Origin of the sequence: Bacillus sp. NPDC094106, from assembly GCF_044764345.1 — a bacterium.
Lineage (GTDB): Bacteria > Bacillota > Bacilli > Bacillales > Bacillaceae_G > Bacillus_A.
In genome coordinates, this window is record NZ_JBIWHY010000036.1 from 1 (window position 1) to 17385 (window position 17385).

A 17385-nucleotide genomic window follows, 5' to 3' on the forward strand; every position below is an offset into this window, starting at 1 on the left:
GTCCAAATATGAAAACTTGTATTCTATATCTAACAAAAATAACCCAGATGCTTTTCAGCATCTGGGTTATTTTTGTTAACTTGATGGCTATGGGGGTTTTACGTCGTTTTTTTAATTGATGTATATATAGTGCTTAGCTAGTTTGTAACAGAGTAATAGAAAAATGCAGTAATTATGGGAGTGCTTTTTGACAGAAAAGATAGCTTTGCGAATGAAAGGATATAAGAAATGAGAAGAAGTCAGAAAATATTCATAGTTGAATAAAGTTATATGAATTCTTTTCTGGTATAGTAAAAGAAAAGGGGGAGAATATATGTACACATTAAAAATTGTTTCAGATCGAGAAGCTGTTTATCAGTTTGCAAGTTATGTAAGAGTTGTTCAGGGGGTAGAAGAAGTGTATGTAGAGGTAGGGGAATCTTTATATGAACATCCACTTATGAAATTCTATGTACACGTAACAATTGAAGAGACATATGAAAAGCAAAAAGCATTACAAGAAATCGCTCGATTAGTAGAATTAGGGCGTTTTACATATGTTCATTATCGAAATGAAGAGATTGAAAAGGCATTTGAAGCAGTTAAATATGAAAGTTTTCGAAAATAAAAGTAATGAAAAGGGAGCGAATGCTCCCTTTTTTGTTAGTAGAAATATTTTTAACATCGCGTAAAAATAAGGGATTTTTCTATGTGTTAATAGAATAGAAGGGAATCTTCCTTCTATATAAATCCATTTTCATTTTTCGTCATCTACATCCCTGCTATGCAGAATACAAAGTAATCTTCACTCGTTTGCTCTTTCTGTTTTTACTTCGCATGTGGCAGAAAAAAGCCCTGACTGCTTCTATACATGACCAGATGCTCTCTCCCGCCTAAAAAGAGGGATTTTATGTCGTTTTTTAATTGATGTATAAATATTTGCATTATATCAAATATTTTGATTTTTTTAGTGTGTTTGTAGTATGATAATTTTAGATATACATCTTATGTTATTCCATCCAAAAACTGACTAGGATACATAAGAGAGGGGCAAGTGTCAAATGCATAATGTTGTCATTACAGCTGCAGTTCGTTCGCCAATTGGAACCTTCGGGGGAGCGCTAAAAAGTGTAACGCCAGTAGAATTAGCTGTTCCTGTACTTCAAGAAGCTGTTAAAAGAGGTGGAGTAGAACCTCATGAAGTGGATGAAGTAATTTTAGGACATTGTATTCAAAGAACAGATGAGGCAAATACAGCGCGAACAGCTGCATTAGCAGCAGGATTTCCAGAAACGGTTACAGGTTATACGATTCAGCGTCAATGTTCTTCAGGTATGCAAGCGATTATGTCAGCAGCAATGCAAATTCAATTAGGTGTAAGTGATGTTGTTATTGCAGGTGGAGTAGAAGTAATGAGTTCAAGCCCTTATGTATTAAAACAATACCGATGGGGACAGCGTCTTCAGCATGGAGAAATTCGTGACACGGTGTGGGAAATTTTAGAAGATCCAATCCATCATATTATGATGGGGGAAACAGCAGAAAATTTAGTTGAACAATATGAAATTACAAGAGAGGAACAAGATGAGGTTGCGCTTCGTAGTCATCAATTAGCTCTTCAAGCAATCGAATCAGGTTATTTTGATGATCAAATTGTTCCTATTACAATAAAAGAACGTAGAAAAGAAGTAGTATTTTCAAAGGATGAACATCCGCGTGCAGATATTACAATTGAAAAGTTGGCAGAGTTAAAGCCAGCCTTTCGTAAAGGTGGATCAGTAACTGCAGGGAATGCATCAGGTATTAATGATGGAAGTGCCGTTTTAGTATTAATGAGTGAGGAAAAGGCCAAAGAAAAAGGGCTGCAACCATTAGCAAGAATTGCTGGATATTCAGTGGCGGGAGTAGATCCTAAAATTATGGGAATTGGTCCAGCACCAGCAATTCGAAAAGGATTAGAAAAAGTGAATTGGTCATTAGAAGATGCCGATTTATTAGAAATTAATGAAGCTTTTGCTGCACAATATTTAGCAGTTGAGAAGGAACTTGGATTAAACCGTGAAAAAGTGAATGTCAACGGTAGTGGGATTGGTCTTGGACATCCAATTGGCTGTACAGGGGCACGTATTACAGTAAGTTTAATTCACGAATTAAAAAGACGAGGTCTTGAAAAAGGCATTGCTTCTCTTTGTGTTGGCGGCGGTATAGGAGTAGCGTTATTTATAGAAGCATTATAAAAAAGAAGCAGCGATTGCTGCTTCTTTTTTATGAATTCTCAATTCAGGATTGAAATAAATGATGAAATAATCGGTCACGATTTTCAAAAAAGAGTTTCTTTGTTTCCATATCTTTCAAAACTTACATAAAAATTGTATCATCTAAAGTATAGATATTCCAATGTGAAAATAAGTGTTGCATATAAATCGTTGATATCGTTATGATAGATTGTATTCTATATAGATAGAATTTTTAAATTAGGAAGGGAGTAAAATAAGCCGCTTGCAGTTGCACAGTCTGCTACTGTTATTCCTTTTTACAGGAAATGATATCGATATATAAATACATACAGCATGGAAGTACGTGTTTTGGAATATTACTGTTTAGATATGTCCTTTGGAAATATCGAGGTCAAATAAACGTAGATAGAACTTCTGTTAATGAAAAAAGAAAATATTGGGCATGGTCAGCAGTTGTGACTCTAGTAGTATGTATAGTTCATGCACTGTTACACCCTTATTTTCATATTTTACAAATAAGGAGTATAATAGTGTCTGGGATTACAAGTGTTTTTGTGGGCTTCTCATTGTTTCTATTTTATATAAAACAAGAGAATTATCTATATAAATACAAGTTAAAAAACGACATACCCCTTTTTTTAGGTGGATGAGAGCATCTGGCTATGCATAGAAGCGGTCAGGGCCTTTTCTTGTCACATGCAAGGGTGAAAACAGAGGAAGAATGTGAGTGTTAGGAGTAATAAGAAGATGAAAATATGGAAAAGTATTTGTGTTTTGTGTAGTTGTCTCGTTATATTAAGTGGCTGCTTCCATAAAGAAGAAAAGAAAGAGCCAAAGAAGAAAGAAACGATTCCGGAGACGACTGAATATGGTGGTAAAGAACTGAAAAAAGTTGGACAGGCTGTTAAAGAAAAAGGCTGGGGAACATTTAAATTGGAGCAATTGAACCATGTAAATCAAACATTTGAGGTAGCTCCAATGAAAATCCATGTACAAGATGTCAAAGTTATTTCGTTGTCACAAATGAGTAAAGAGGCAAAGGACACATTGAAAATTTATACAGCATTAAGCCCAGATGAAGTGCAACGTAGACTTGGAGATAAAATTAGCCGTGAAGATGCCGAATTATATGCTTCATTAAGTGGACAAGAGATCAGTGATAACGTGCGTTATGTTGAAATTACATATAAAGTGGAAAATAGTGGAGATAAAAATATGGAATTTTTCTCTATGAATAATGTTGCGATTAATGAAACACAGCAATTTGATGTAACGAAGCAAAATTTCTTATACGGAGAGGATACGCTGGTTGGTACAAAGAGTGTGACAAGGGAAGAGTATAAGCCAGGTGAAACAAGGGAAGGTATAATTGGATTAATACTCGATGATGAAAAAAAAGATGTGACTAAAATAGCATTTACAACGGATGCTCTCGCCAGCGGTGATACGCATGAAACCGTTGCAGAACCACAAACATTTAACATCTCACTATCTAAGTGAGATGTTTTTTGTATAAGGAATGTCAGATGAAATGGTGTGAAAATATATATATATCAATTAATAAACCGATATAAACCTAGGGGGGAGAGAGCATCTGGCCATGAGCGGTCAGGGCCTTTTTCTGCCACATGAGAAGTAAAAACAGAAAGAGAAAACGAGTGTAGGGTACTTTGTATTCTGCATAGCAGGGATTTAGATGTCGAAAAATGAAAATGAATTTATATGGTGATTTTCTACTATGAAAAAGAATCTTAGTATAGTAGGTGAGGAACGGGGCTGTTTGCAGTAAAAAAATAGCCAGCTTTAAGCTTCGGCTGACTGTTTTTTGAATTCTTTCACATACGTTTCTACAGTTTGAAATTGTTTTTTGATCCTAAAGGCATCTTTTTGTTCTAGAAATTGTTTTTCATTATAAGGTCCAAAACGTTTATTATGTTTTACGTCAATAATCCAATAATGCTCGTTTTGTTTATTTGTCATCGCTGCTTCGGGATTGATTGGATCTGATTTTTCCTCAATTTGTTTTGCAATAATATATCTATCATCCCAGGCGATTTCTGTGACTTTTGCTGGGATATATTGTGTGGCATATACAGCATCTTGCTTTGGGAAAAGTTCAAATGCATTTCCGGAAGTATTTATCAGTTCATATTCATCATTGATGGTGTAAGCTGAATGGTTTGTGTCCCCTGTACAACCTGCTAATAATATAGTAAAGAATAGGATTATCCACCGCTTCAATATGAGAACCTCCTTTACAATGCTGTTGTAACACATTGTACAAGAAAAGGAAAAGAAACGCCAGTTTACAATGTTTTTTAGAAATGGTACGATGAAACGGGTAAAGAAGGATACGAAGGAGTCGACATAAAATGAAGTTAAAGGTGCATCGTCCAGCGGTGGTAATGAATCGCATTGGTGCCTCCATTATTGATATGTTTTTCATATCGGTTATGTATGGTGCTATTGTGGCCATTATAACAGGAAATTATGGTGCTATTTTCAATCGTTTTAATATAAGTTTAGGTGATTATCGATATGATCTTACACTTGTTTTTATATTAATGGCCATCTACTTTATTTTTGTGCCATTTGTTTGGAACGGTTGTACAATTGGTAAAAAAATAACAAGGACAAAACTTATATCACTAACAAGTGAAACGTTAACGATACAAACGTTAATCGTACGGTTCTTTGTATTGTTATTACCAAACATATTGCTACTTGGAATCCCTGCAGTATGTAATGTGTACATGATGTTGTTCCGCGAGGATAATAGAGGATTTCATGATTTAGTTGCAAAGACAAAAGTGATGAGTCTCGTTTAAACATAGTAAGAAACGGTGATAAAGATATTGAAGTAAGGTTCCTTTTTTATGTTGGTCTTATCCCTGTCAAGTAGACAGTAAAAGAATAGGTGTCTGCCTTTAAACAACCTTAGTTCGAAATTCAACAGGACTAAGGTTGTTTAATTTCTTTTGGAATACTTATTTTCATTGGATTAGATTTTGATTAATAGTAAGAAAAAAAAGAGAAAGCAAATAAGTAAGGGTTTGCGAAAAGTCACGGTGACTTTTCCCGCTTGCAGATGTATCCGAGAAAGGAGTATACTGAATGACGGTAAGACTTACAGAAGGGGTAATGACAATGAAGCTTGCAGGGAAAGTCGCCGTTGTAACTGGCGGTGGCATCGGTATTGGACGTAGTACAGCTCTTTTGTTGGCAGCACAAGGTGCAAAAGTAATTGTGACGGATATTGATAGGGAAAGTGGTCAAGCAACAGCAGAAGAAATTGTAGAGTTAGGTGGAGAGGCACTGTTTGTATCCCATGATATGGGGAAACAAGGAGACTGGCAACGCGTTATTAGTGTTGCAATTGAAGCTTATAATCGTATTGATATGCTGTTTAATAATGCTGGTTTATATAAAATAGATCCTATTTTCTCACGTCAACAAGAGAACGATTCCAATATGCTATGTGTGAATGACGTTTGGATAGAAATAAAGCAATTAACGTCATCTCTTATGAAACAGCAAGAAGAAGTGATGTTGAGTGATTTACCTATTTTTGGCATCATCAGTACGAAAGAACAAGCATTGCATACAGTAGAAACCCTAGTATAATAGTTGAAAACCGCCCTCGATACATACGTGGACGGTTTTTTTGTATATATTATAATAAAAATTACTATTTTAGCGAATACGTTTTTCTGTTTCACTATCAAAGAAATGCGCCTTATTCATATCAAAGGCAAGCTTAATTTGATCACCATGTGCAAAAGTGTGTCTTGCATCAACGCGTGCTGCGAAATCTTGATTTCCTAGTTTCATATATAAGATAGATTCTGCCCCTAGTAATTCTGAAACTTCAATTTGAGTTGTAAATGTTGTGCCTTGTGAAGCCTCTAAAAATAAAAGTTCATCATGGATGTCTTCTGGACGTATTCCTAGTACAATTTCTTGATTCACATAACCTTGTTCACGTAATAATTTCATTTTGCCTTCAGATACTTTCATCTTTACTTTATCATCTATAACAAAGTCTTGTTCTGTTAATTTACCACGGAAGAAATTCATTGCAGGCGAGCCAATAAATCCGCCAACGAAAATATTCTCTGGTGTTTCATATACTTCTTTTGGTGAACCGATTTGTTGGATTTTTCCGTCTTTCATAACAACAAGTCGGGATGCCATTGTCATTGCCTCTGTTTGATCATGTGTTACATAAATTGTTGTTGTACCAAGTCGCTGATGTAATTTAGAAATTTCTGAGCGCATTGCTACACGTAATTTTGCGTCAAGGTTGGATAAAGGCTCGTCCATTAAGAAAACTTTTGCGTCACGAACAATCGCACGACCTAACGCAACACGTTGGCGTTGTCCACCAGATAGTGCTTTCGGTTTTCTATTTAAATATTCTTCAAGTCCTAAGATTCGAGCTGCATCCTTTACACGACGATCAATTTCGTCTTTTGGAATTTTACGAAGCTTTAAGCCAAATGCCATGTTATCGTAAACGCTCATATGTGGATAGAGTGCATAGTTTTGAAAAACCATTGCGATATCTCGATCTTTTGGAGGAACATCATTCATTACCTTACCATCAATTGAGAACTCTCCTTTTGAAATATCTTCGAGTCCAGCGACCATTCGTAATGTCGTTGATTTTCCACATCCGGATGGACCAACGAACACAATAAATTCTTTATCTTGAATGTGTAAATTGAAATCCGTTACCGCTGTTACGTTATTATCATATATCTTATAAATGTTTTCTAATTTTAGTTCTGCCATGACTTTTCCTCCTAGAAAAAATATGCAAACGTTTTCTTTGGATTTATTATAAACGAATAAATTGGAAAAATAAATAAAAATGATAGAAAAAAATAAAACGTTTTCATATTTTGTATAAAACAGATATTAAGCAGTGTACCTTCTGCATGGAAAGACAATAAAAAATTATAAGCGCTATTTTAAAATGTTCTAGAATCTGTTATCATTCATTAATGAAAACGTTTGCGCCTAATTTTGTAATTAAATAATGAAATGGGGTAGCATGATGGGAAAACAATGGTGGAAAGAAAGTGTTGTATATCAAATTTATCCTCGTAGTTTTATGGATAGCAATGGTGATGGGATTGGTGACCTTCGCGGAATGATTTCAAAGCTTGATTATTTACAGGAACTAGGTATAGATGTAATTTGGTTATCACCAGTTTATGAATCTCCAAATGATGATAATGGCTATGATATTAGCAATTATCATAAGATTATGGATGAGTTTGGAACAATGCAAGATTGGGACGAATTATTAAGTGAAATGCATAAACGTAATATGAAATTAATGATGGATTTAGTTGTTAACCATACTTCTGATGAACATAATTGGTTCATCGAATCTCGTAAATCAAAAGATAATCCATATCGAGATTACTATATTTGGCGTTCTGGCAAAGAGGGAAAAGAGCCAAACAACTGGGAGGCAGCTTTTAGTGGGTCCGTATGGCAGTATGATGAAACGACGAATGAATATTATTTGCACTTATTCTCTAAAAAGCAACCAGATTTAAATTGGGATAATGAAGTGGTACGAAAAGATGTTTATGAGATGATGGAGTTTTGGCTTGAAAAAGGAATCGATGGTTTTCGTATGGATGTGATTAATTTTATTTCTAAAACAGAGGGATTGCCAACTGTGAAGACGGAAGAAGAAGGTTATGTATCAGGCCATCAATATTTTATGAATGGACCTAATATTCACACGTACTTACATGAAATGAATCAGAAAGTATTGTCTAAATATGATATTATGACAGTCGGTGAAATGCCGGGTGTAACAACAGAAGAAGCTAAACTTTATACAGCAGAAGAACGTCAAGAATTACAAATGGTATTTCAGTTTGAACATATGGATTTAGATTCTGGAGAAGGTGGGAAGTGGGATGTAAAGCCATGTTCACTTCTTGCGTTAAAGCAGAATTTAACAAAATGGCAAAAAGCATTGGAACATACAGGGTGGAACAGCTTGTATTGGAACAATCATGATCAACCTCGTGCTGTCTCTCGTTTTGGTAATGATACAACATATCGCATAGAATCGGCGAAAATGTTAGCGACGGTACTTCATATGATGAAAGGAACTCCTTATATTTACCAAGGAGAAGAAATTGGGATGACAAATGTTCAATTCACTTCAATTGATGAGTACCGAGATATTGAAACGCTGAATATGTACCGTGAAAAAGTAATAGAACATGGTGAAGATGAAGAGAAAGTAATGCAATCTATTTATATAAAAGGTCGAGATAATGCTAGAACACCAATGCAATGGGATGATAGAAAGCATGCTGGATTTACAACTGGAGAACCGTGGATAGCATTAAATTCAAATTATAAAGAAATCAACGTGAAACAAGCGCTTCAAGATCAAGAATCCATTTTTTATTATTATAAGAAATTAATCGAATTACGTAAAAATCATGAAATCATTGTGTATGGAACATACGATTTAATTTTAGAGGAGCATCCATCTATCTTTGCCTATGTGAGAACGTGGAAGGATGAAACGTTACTTGTTATTGCGAACTTTACTGAAGATGAGTGTGTATTTGAAATGCCGGAAGAGATATCATACAGTAACTTAGAGCTATTGATAAACAATTACAATGTGCAAGATGAAAAAATTGAGAGTATCGTCCTGCGGCCTTATGAAACGAGAGCATATAAATTAAAATAATGAAAAGCCTTGTGTAGTTTCTGACACAAGGCTTTTTTGCTTTACCATTTCAAAATTGAAAATCCATATGAGGGAAGTGAAACTTGTAATGCGTTTGTTTCTGCTGAAAACTCTTCATTTGTATACAAATTTATAATTTTTTTACCAGTAATATCAAAAGGTATAGGAGCTATAATTTCATGGTTGGTTGAGTTTAAAACAAAGAAGATTGTTTCTCCCTCATATGTTTTCGTATAAGAAATGTAACCCTGTTCATCGTTTGCTTCGATACATTGAAATGTTCCGTGTCCGCCAAATGCTTTATATTGTTTTCGTAATGAGATTAATGTTTCTATATGTTGAAATAATGTTTTATCTTGTTTATCTTCATCCCAAATCATACATTTTCGGCAACCAGGATCCATTCCTCCATCCATACCAATTTCATCACCATAATAAATGCATGGTGAACCGATGAAAGAAAGATGGAATACATAAAGTAGTTTTACTTTATTTTTGTTTCCGTTACAGAGTGTTAAAATTCTCGGTGTATCATGACTGCCTAATAGATGGAAGGCCGCTTCGTTCACATTCATGGAATACGAGTGAAGAGATGCTGTAATTTGTTCCATAAATTTACTAGCGCCAATCGTTTCATGTGCAAAATAAGAAAGAAGGGCATTTGTAACAGGGTAACTCATTACAGCATCAAATTGATCGCCTTGTAGCCAAGGAAGTGCATCATGCCAAATTTCTCCTAGAATATATACTTCAGGGTTAATTGCTTTTATTTCACTACGGAACTCCCTCCAAAATGTATGATCGATTTCATTTGCAACATCAAGGCGCCAGCCGTCAATGTGAAACTCTCGTACCCAATAACGTCCTACTTCGAGTAAGTATTCTTTTACATCTGGATGAGCGGTATTTAATTTTGGCATATATGGTGTAAAAGCAAAGGTATCATAATTAGGAAGTGGTTCGGTTACTACCGGAAACTCATGAATATGAAACCAATCCTTATACGGTGATTGCTCGCCTTTTTTAAGAACATCTTGGAATTTATCAAAGAAGTATCCACTATGATTAAACACAGCATCGAGCATGACCTTTATGCCACGTTTGTGGCAGGCGTTCACAAGCTGTTTAAACATTTCTTTTGTCCCGAATTGCGGATCAATTTCCATGTAGTCAATCGTGTCATATTTATGATTGGAATGTGCGGTAAAGATGGGAGTAAAGTAAATACCAGAAATACCGAGTTTTACAAGGTAATCAAGGTGCTGAATGATACCGGCGAAATCTCCACCAAAAAAAATTGTAGCTGTAGGGTTTGTGCTTCCCCAAGGGAGTGTATGTAATGGATTACATGTAGGATCCCCATTGGCAAACCGTTCCGGGAAAATTTGATACCACACTGTATCTTTTACCCATGAAGGAGCTGTAAAAACATCCTCTTTGTGTACGAATGGGAAGCAAAAAAAATTGCCAACGTCATCGTTAGGTAATTCAGAGAAAAAGCCACGTTCTGTATAAATAATCGTTTCAGCGTTATTTGTTAGTTCGAATCCAAATCGTAAGCGCTTAAATTTCGGTTCGATTGAAACAAACCAATAATCAAATAAATCAGTTGATCCACTTTTTTTCATGGGTATTTGTGTTGTAATCCATTTCTCATTTTGCCATTCATATGGATCACCGTGAATAAGTGAAACTACGTCTGCATCGTTTTTTTTTGTACGAAGCCGAATGTGAAGTGTATTGTTATTGTAAGCGTATGCGTAATTGTCTTTTGGTCTATGGTATATTGCTTCTTTAAACATATAGAAAATCCCCCTTTAATTTTTTTATAAATAAGAACATGTTGCAAACGATTGCTTTTTAATATAGCTGTAATGTTGCTTATAAGAGTAGTATTCATTGAAAAGAAAGTCAATGGATAGAAAGAATAACATCATAATTTTTTTTGAAAAATATAAAAAGAAAAGATTGCAAAATACATAAAAGAATGTATAATGGTAGACAAATAGCGCAAACGTTTTCATAGATTAGAAGATGAGTTGCGCTTCTATTAAACTAGTAAGTGCAAACGTTTTCATTTGTTAAACCAGTACATATATAATTTAGGGAGGTTTTTAGGGTGAAGAAAGCATTATCATTATTAACAATTTCAACTTTGGCAATCGGTATGCTATCGGCATGTGGTCCGAAAGATTCAGGAAAAAAGGAAGCGAGCAAGGAGAAGAAAGATTATGATCTTCTTGTTTGGGAAGATGAGAAAAAGGGTGTTGGATTAGATCCAGCAGTGAAAAGTTTTGAAAAGAAATATAATGTGAAAGTAAAAGTTGAAGAGGTTCAGATGACGAAACAAGTAGAAAAACTTCGTCTCGACGGTCCAGCTGGTACAGGGCCAGATGTTGTAACATTGCCGCATGATCATATTGGTAATGCGGTAACAGAAGGGCTACTTTCAGAGGTGAAAGTGGATGATACGGTAAAAAATAAATTTACAGATTTATCAATCAAGGCACAAACATACGATGGAAAACTATACGGTTTACCAAAAGCAATTGAAACACCAATCTTTATTTATAACAAAAAATTAATGCCAAAAGCACCAGAAACAATGGATGAGCTTTTTAATTTCTCAAAAGACTTTACGAAAAATGGAAAGTACGGATTTTTAGCTTTAGGAGATAACTTCTATTTTGCGAATGCATTTATGGCTGGTATGGGCGGTTATGTATTTGGTGAGAAAGATGGAAAACCGAATCCGGCAGATATTGGATTAGATAATAGTGGTGCGGTACAAGGTGCTGAATATATTCAAAAATGGTATAAAGAAAATTTATTTCCAAAAGGAATTATTGGTGAATCTGGTGGTCCAGCTGCAGATGGATTATTTAATGAAGGAAAAGCGGCATCTATTATGAATGGTCCATGGGCATTCCAAGCGATGGAAAAGGCAGGCATTGATTATGGGGTAGCACCAATGCCAAAATTACCAAACGGTCAGCCAATGAAAACTTTTGTGGGTGTAAAAGGATGGCATGTAACAAGCTTCTCGAAACAGAAGGATTTAGCAACAAAATTTACTGAGTGGGTAACAAATGAAGAGAACGCGAAAATCCGTTTTGAAAAAACGAAAGAAATTCCTCCTGTTAAATCCGTAATGGAAGATCCAATGATTAAAGACAATGAAGCTGCAAAAGCAGTGGCAACTCAATCAGAGAATGGTATTCCAATGCCGAATATTCCAGAAATGCAAGAGGTTTGGAAACCAGCTGGAGACGCGCTTCAATTAGTTGCAGCAAATAAACAAGAGCCAAAAGCAGCACTTGATGAAGCTGTAAAACAAATTAAAGGAAACATTGAAGCAAATCATAGTAAGAAAAAATAAGATGGGATTCGTATCTCCCGTAAAAGGGAGATACGGATTCTCTTCCTTCCAAAGGGAAGAAAAAGGGGGAAGAAATATGCAAACATCCATTGAACCAGCGCAGGAAGTGAACGGTTCAAAACACCGGAAACTAGCGGCTATGTTGTCAATTATTCCAGGTATTGGTCAAATATATAATAAACAATATATAAAAGGTCTTATCTTTCTTGTATTAACAGGTTCATTTGTTGTAGCATTCGCTGATTTATTAAATATCGGATTGTGGGGAATTGTTACACTCGGTACAGAAGTTCCTCGGGACCATTCTATTTTTCTATTAGTAAAAGGGATTTTAGCACTAATCGTTATTGTATTTGGATTAGGTATATATGCTTTTAATGTATATGATGCCTATCAAAATGGAAAAAAGCGTGATGTAGGAATACCGTTAAATTCTGTGAAAGAACAATACCGTAATTTATTAGACCAAGGTTTTCCGTATTTAATGGTGTCACCAGGATTTTTGTTACTTATTTTTGTTGTTGTATTTCCAATCATTTTTGTTATTTTAATTGGATTTACAAATTATGATTTATATCATTCTCCCCCAGCAAAACTAGTAGACTGGGTTGGGTTTAAAAACTTTATTGATATTTTTACATTACCAATGTGGAGAGATACATTTTTAAGCGTATTCTCTTGGACTGTGATTTGGACATTTGTTGCAACGACATTACAAGTGGCGCTTGGTATTTTCTTAGCAATATTAGTGAATCAGCCTGGTATTAAAGGAAAAGCAGTGATTCGTACGATCTTTATTTTACCGTGGGCTGTACCAGCATTCGTATCCATTCTTGTCTTTGCTGGTATGTTTAATGAGACATTTGGCGCAATTAACAATCAAGTGTTAGCTTTATTTGGAATCGAAAAGATTGCTTGGATGACAGATCCATTTTGGGCGAAAACCGCTTTAATATTCATTCAAACATGGCTTGGTTTCCCATTTATTTTTGCAATGACAACAGGGATATTGCAATCGATTCCAGGAGAGCTGTATGAAGCAGCTACAGTAGATGGAGCAACGGCATGGCAACAATTCAAAAAAATTACATTGCCGCTTGTTCTATATGCAACAGCTCCAATCTTAATTACACAATATACGTTTAACTTTAATAATTTTAGTATTATTTATCTATTTAATAGCGGGGGACCTGCTGTGTCTGGGCAAAATGCAGGGGGAACAGATATTTTAATTTCATGGATTTATAAATTAACGATGACATCAGCACAATATGGAAAAGCAGCGGCACTTACGATGATTTTATCGTTAATCGTTATTTCAGTTGCATTATGGCAATTTAAGAGAACAAAATCATTCCAAGAAGAGGATATGATGTAAATGAATATAAAACGACAAAAGATGTTACGTCTTTCATTAAGTTATTTCGTAATTTTCATAATGTGTGTCATTATTTTTTATCCATTATTATGGATTGTTGGTTCATCGTTTAATCCAGGAGATAGTTTATCAGGGTCAAGTATTATTCCGAAAAACGCAACGCTAGATCACTACCGAAAGTTATTAGACCTTTCACAAAGCAATTATTTACTCTGGTATAAAAATACACTCAAAGTAAGTGTTTTAACGATGATTTTCTCTGTACTATCTATTAGTTTTACAGCTTATGCATTTTCAAGATATCGTTTTGTTGGAAGAAAGAATGGTTTGTTAACATTTTTAATCTTGCAAATGATTCCAAACTTTGCGGCCTTGATTGCACTTTATGTCTTAGCACAATTAACTGGATTAATTGATACACATCTTGCGTTGATTTTAATTTATGTTGGCGGAGCAATTCCGATGAATACGTGGCTTATGAAAGGGTATTTTGATACGATTCCAAAAGAATTAGATGAGTCGGCTCGTATGGACGGAGCAGGGCACTTCCGTATTTTCTGGCAAATTATTATGCCGCTCGCAAAACCGATTGTGGCAGTTGTAGCTTTATTTACGTTTATCGGTCCGTTTACAGATTTCATTTTAGCGAGCATCATTTTACGCACACCAGAGAATTATACGTTAGCGGTTGGATTATATGAAATGGTAGCGAAAAAATTTGGTAATGAATTTACAACATTTGCAGCTGGATCTGTATTAATTGCAATACCGATTTCTATTTTGTTCTTATCCCTGCAAAAATATTTTATTTCTGGTTTAACAGCCGGAGGTACGAAAGGATGAGAATGGGACAATATGTCCCATTTCTCTTTTTTAGGGGCATGATATAGAATTTATATGACATCCTATGAGAAAAGATGTGAAAAAAATAGTATATTATAGTATAGGAAAATAAGTCTGTATCCCTTACAATACATGAAGAGGGAGAATATTGGTTTACATTAATATAATTTTTGAAGGATGAAATAAAGTAATGGAGGCTTTCGCTTTCTCCTACTACCTAAGAAACTACGGGATAAAAATACATATGAATAAAGAATGAGAAGAGAGGAGGGGAATTTTATGACAGTTACAATTAAAGATGTGGCGAAAAAGGCAAATGTTGCACCTTCTACTGTGTCTCGTGTAATTGCTGATAATCCAAGTATAAGTGAAAAAACAAAGCGCCGTGTTCGTAAAGTAATGAGCGAACTGGGATATCATCCAAATTTAAATGCGAGAAATCTTGCGAATCAAACAACAAAAACAATCGGTCTTGTGATGCCAAGCTCTGCGAATAAAGCATTCCAAAATCCATTTTTCCCAGAAGTAATTCGGGGAATTAGTTCATTTGCTCATGTTGAAGGGTATGCACTCTATATGTCAACTGGTGAAACAGAAGAAGAGATTTTTAATGGTGTCGTGAAAATGGTACAAGGGCGTCAAATTGGAGGAATTATTCTTCTGTATTCACGTGAAAATGACCGCATTATTCAATATTTAAATGAGCAAAATTTCCCGTTTGTGTTAATTGGAAAACCATATGAGAGAAAAGATGAAATTACATATGTAGATAATGATAACTATACAGCTGCAAGAGAAGTAGCAGAATACTTCATTTCATTAGGTCATAAACAAATTGCGTTTATTGGTGGTGGCTCTGATTTACTTGTGACAAAAGACCGTTTAGCTGGAATGAGCGATGCTTTAAAATTAGCAGATATTGTGTTACCAGATGAATATATTTTGCACTTTGATTTTTCAAGAGAAAGTGGTCAGCAAGCTGTAGAAGAGTTAATGGGACTTGAAAAGCCACCAACGGCCATTATGACTACAGACGATCTTATCGGTCTTGGGGTACTAAGTGCACTTGCGAAAAAAGGGATTATCGTACCAAAAGATGTTTCGCTTGTGAGCTTCAATAATGCATTATTGTCTGAAATTGCGAGCCCGCCGCTTACAACGGTCGATGTGAATATCTATCAATTAGGGTATGAAGCTGCAAAAGCATTAGTAGACAAGGTGGAGCATTCTGAATCCATTTCGAAATGCATTATTATTCCGCATAAATTACTGAAGCGTCAAACTTGTGATCGTTATGCAAAAAGCTAAGAGTATTATCTCTTAGCTTTTTGTTTTAAAAATTTTTCTAAACGATCGCAGCCTTCTTTTAACGTTTCCATACTATAAGCATATGAAAGACGGATATATCCTTCACCATATTCTGAAAATGCTGTTCCAGGGACAACTGCGAGTCCAGCTTCTTTGACAAGCTCAATAGCAAAGTCAAATGATGAAGATGTCATATTGCCGATGTAGGGGAAGAAATAAAAGGCGCCAGTCGGTTTCTCAACAGTTAGGCCCATTTGAATAAGTCTGTTGTATACATAATCGCGGCGCTTCTTATATTGATGACGCATCATTTTTGGTGCATCTTTAGCAGCTGTTAATGCTTCAATTGCAGCATACTGTGCGATTGAAGTTGCACAGGTGACATTATATTGATGAACTTTCAAAATATGCCCTGCCAAATAGCTTGGAGCGAATAAAAGTCCAATGCGCCAGCCTGTCATAGAATGTGATTTGGATAATCCATTAATAACAATTGTTTTATCACGCATTTCTGGAAAATGAGCAATGGACATGTGACTTTCTTCATATACAAGCTCACTATAAATTTCATCAGAAAGAACGAAAATATTTTTATCTTTTAAAACAGATACAATATTTGTTAGTTCTTCTTTTGACAGTGTAACACCGGTCGGATTAGAAGGATAAGGTAAAACGATACATCTTGTTCGATCGGTAATTGCATTTTGAATCGCTTCTGCTGTTAAGCGAAATCCAGTTTCACGAACATCTACAAAAATAGGTGTTGCGCCGCAAAGTCTAATAATAGGCTCGTAGCCTGGATAAATAGGGGCTGGTAAAATAACCTCTGTTCCAGGTTCTAAAATGGTACGAAATGTAACATCAATTGCCTCACTAGCGCCGATAGTAACGATGGTTTCGTTTTCAGGTGCATAGTGTAAATCGTAATTTTCTTTTAGAAAATGGCAAGCTGCCTTGCGTAATTCTAATAGACCAGCGTTATGTGTATAACTTGTATAGTTTTCTGTAATCGCGCGTTTTGCAGCTTCTTTTACTAAAGAAGGAGTTGGAAAATCAGGTTGTCCAATTGTTAAAGAGATGATATTGTCATAGTTTTGAATCATATTAGAGAATTGACGGATACCAGAAATTTGAATATCCTTCACTCTAGGATTAATGAATTGTTCCATTTTCTCTCCCTTTCTTCCGTTTGAAAATTAATTTCATTTTACCATAGTTTTAATCATTTCGCTTTTCAGTGCATAAAAAAAGCCGCTTAAAGCGACTTTTTTAATAACCATATTCCCAATCTATTTCATCTTCATTCCAAAGTACTGAAGAGACTTTACCAAGGTGCATAACAGATTCATTCATAGCACATGTGCAATTCTCTTCACCAGCTTTGTCTTGTAATTCTTCGTATACTGATTTATCAACATTTTCGAGAACAATCAAATTCTCCTCTTTTAAAACAAGCGTAGTTCCTGCCATATTTATCTTCCTCCTACTAAAATAATGGTCACTTATTTGTAAACATAGATAGTAT

At 35.2% G+C, this 17385-nt stretch carries 15 protein-coding genes and 1 pseudogene; 11 read left to right on the forward strand and 5 right to left on the reverse strand.

Going from position 1 to position 17385, the window contains the following annotated elements; all coding sequences use genetic code 11:
- Positions 1-313: 313 nt before the first annotated feature.
- From ACIQ7L_RS27590 to ACIQ7L_RS27605, 4 genes and pseudogenes are all read left to right on the forward strand, one after another.
- Positions 314-607, forward strand: a complete 294-nt coding sequence (locus tag ACIQ7L_RS27590) for a DUF3928 family protein (RefSeq protein WP_400573348.1) — start codon at positions 314-316, stop codon at positions 605-607.
- A gap of 433 nt (positions 608-1040) precedes the next feature.
- Complete coding sequence (locus ACIQ7L_RS27595) at positions 1041-2216, forward strand: acetyl-CoA C-acetyltransferase (protein ID WP_400573350.1); 1176 nt, start codon at positions 1041-1043, stop codon at positions 2214-2216.
- A 299-nt stretch (positions 2217-2515) separates the two neighbouring features.
- Positions 2516-2823: pseudogene (locus ACIQ7L_RS27600) on the forward strand (DUF4184 family protein); the annotation flags it as partial.
- 140 nt (positions 2824-2963) lie between these two features.
- Positions 2964-3716: a DUF4352 domain-containing protein gene (locus ACIQ7L_RS27605; RefSeq protein ID WP_400573352.1), complete on the forward strand. Its 753-nt coding sequence runs from the start codon at positions 2964-2966 to the stop codon at positions 3714-3716.
- Positions 3717-4019: 303 nt separating this feature from the next.
- Here the strand turns inward: ACIQ7L_RS27605 and ACIQ7L_RS27610 are convergent, their stop codons facing one another.
- On the reverse strand, positions 4020-4457 hold the full coding sequence (locus ACIQ7L_RS27610; protein ID WP_400573354.1) for a DUF3997 domain-containing protein: 438 nt from the start codon (positions 4455-4457) through the stop codon (positions 4020-4022).
- Positions 4458-4588: 131 nt separating this feature from the next.
- Between ACIQ7L_RS27610 and ACIQ7L_RS27615 the strand changes: the two genes are divergently transcribed.
- Both ACIQ7L_RS27615 and ACIQ7L_RS27620 read left to right on the forward strand, forming a co-directional pair.
- Complete coding sequence (locus ACIQ7L_RS27615) at positions 4589-5044, forward strand: RDD family protein (RefSeq protein ID WP_097896652.1); 456 nt, start codon at positions 4589-4591, stop codon at positions 5042-5044.
- Between the two features lie 286 nt (positions 5045-5330).
- Entirely contained in the window at positions 5331-5840 is a 510-nt protein-coding gene (locus tag ACIQ7L_RS27620; RefSeq protein ID WP_400573357.1) for an SDR family NAD(P)-dependent oxidoreductase, read from the forward strand.
- A gap of 69 nt (positions 5841-5909) precedes the next feature.
- Here the strand turns inward: ACIQ7L_RS27620 and ACIQ7L_RS27625 are convergent, their stop codons facing one another.
- The gene (locus ACIQ7L_RS27625) at positions 5910-7010 is read right to left on the reverse strand and encodes an ABC transporter ATP-binding protein (protein WP_400573358.1); all 1101 of its coding nucleotides are present in this window, start codon (positions 7008-7010) and stop codon (positions 5910-5912) included.
- 265 nt (positions 7011-7275) lie between these two features.
- Between ACIQ7L_RS27625 and ACIQ7L_RS27630 the strand changes: the two genes are divergently transcribed.
- A complete protein-coding gene (locus ACIQ7L_RS27630; protein ID WP_400573360.1) occupies positions 7276-8952 on the forward strand; it encodes a glycoside hydrolase family 13 protein in 1677 nt (558 codons plus the stop codon).
- A gap of 41 nt (positions 8953-8993) precedes the next feature.
- On the opposite strand, the gene ACIQ7L_RS27635 is transcribed toward ACIQ7L_RS27630, so the two are convergent.
- Positions 8994-10754: an alpha-glycosidase gene (locus tag ACIQ7L_RS27635; RefSeq protein WP_400573362.1), complete on the reverse strand. Its 1761-nt coding sequence runs from the start codon at positions 10752-10754 to the stop codon at positions 8994-8996.
- A 317-nt stretch (positions 10755-11071) separates the two neighbouring features.
- Between ACIQ7L_RS27635 and ACIQ7L_RS27640 the strand changes: the two genes are divergently transcribed.
- The 4 genes from ACIQ7L_RS27640 (at position 11072) to ACIQ7L_RS27655 (ending at position 15860) form a co-directional block, all read left to right on the forward strand.
- Complete coding sequence (locus ACIQ7L_RS27640; protein WP_400573364.1) at positions 11072-12331, forward strand: extracellular solute-binding protein; 1260 nt, start codon at positions 11072-11074, stop codon at positions 12329-12331.
- Between the two features lie 76 nt (positions 12332-12407).
- Positions 12408-13709, forward strand: a complete 1302-nt coding sequence (locus ACIQ7L_RS27645) for a sugar ABC transporter permease (RefSeq protein ID WP_400573366.1) — start codon at positions 12408-12410, stop codon at positions 13707-13709.
- A complete protein-coding gene (gene malD / locus ACIQ7L_RS27650) occupies positions 13710-14552 on the forward strand; it encodes a maltosaccharide ABC transporter permease MalD (protein ID WP_026590150.1) in 843 nt (280 codons plus the stop codon).
- 279 nt (positions 14553-14831) lie between these two features.
- Positions 14832-15860: a LacI family DNA-binding transcriptional regulator gene (locus ACIQ7L_RS27655; protein ID WP_400573368.1), complete on the forward strand. Its 1029-nt coding sequence runs from the start codon at positions 14832-14834 to the stop codon at positions 15858-15860.
- Between the two features lie 5 nt (positions 15861-15865).
- Here the strand turns inward: ACIQ7L_RS27655 and ACIQ7L_RS27660 are convergent, their stop codons facing one another.
- On the reverse strand, positions 15866-17029 hold the full coding sequence (locus ACIQ7L_RS27660) for an aminotransferase A (protein WP_335360946.1): 1164 nt from the start codon (positions 17027-17029) through the stop codon (positions 15866-15868).
- 100 nt (positions 17030-17129) lie between these two features.
- Positions 17130-17330: a hypothetical protein gene (locus ACIQ7L_RS27665; protein ID WP_097896636.1), complete on the reverse strand. Its 201-nt coding sequence runs from the start codon at positions 17328-17330 to the stop codon at positions 17130-17132.
- Positions 17331-17385 lie beyond the last annotated feature (55 nt).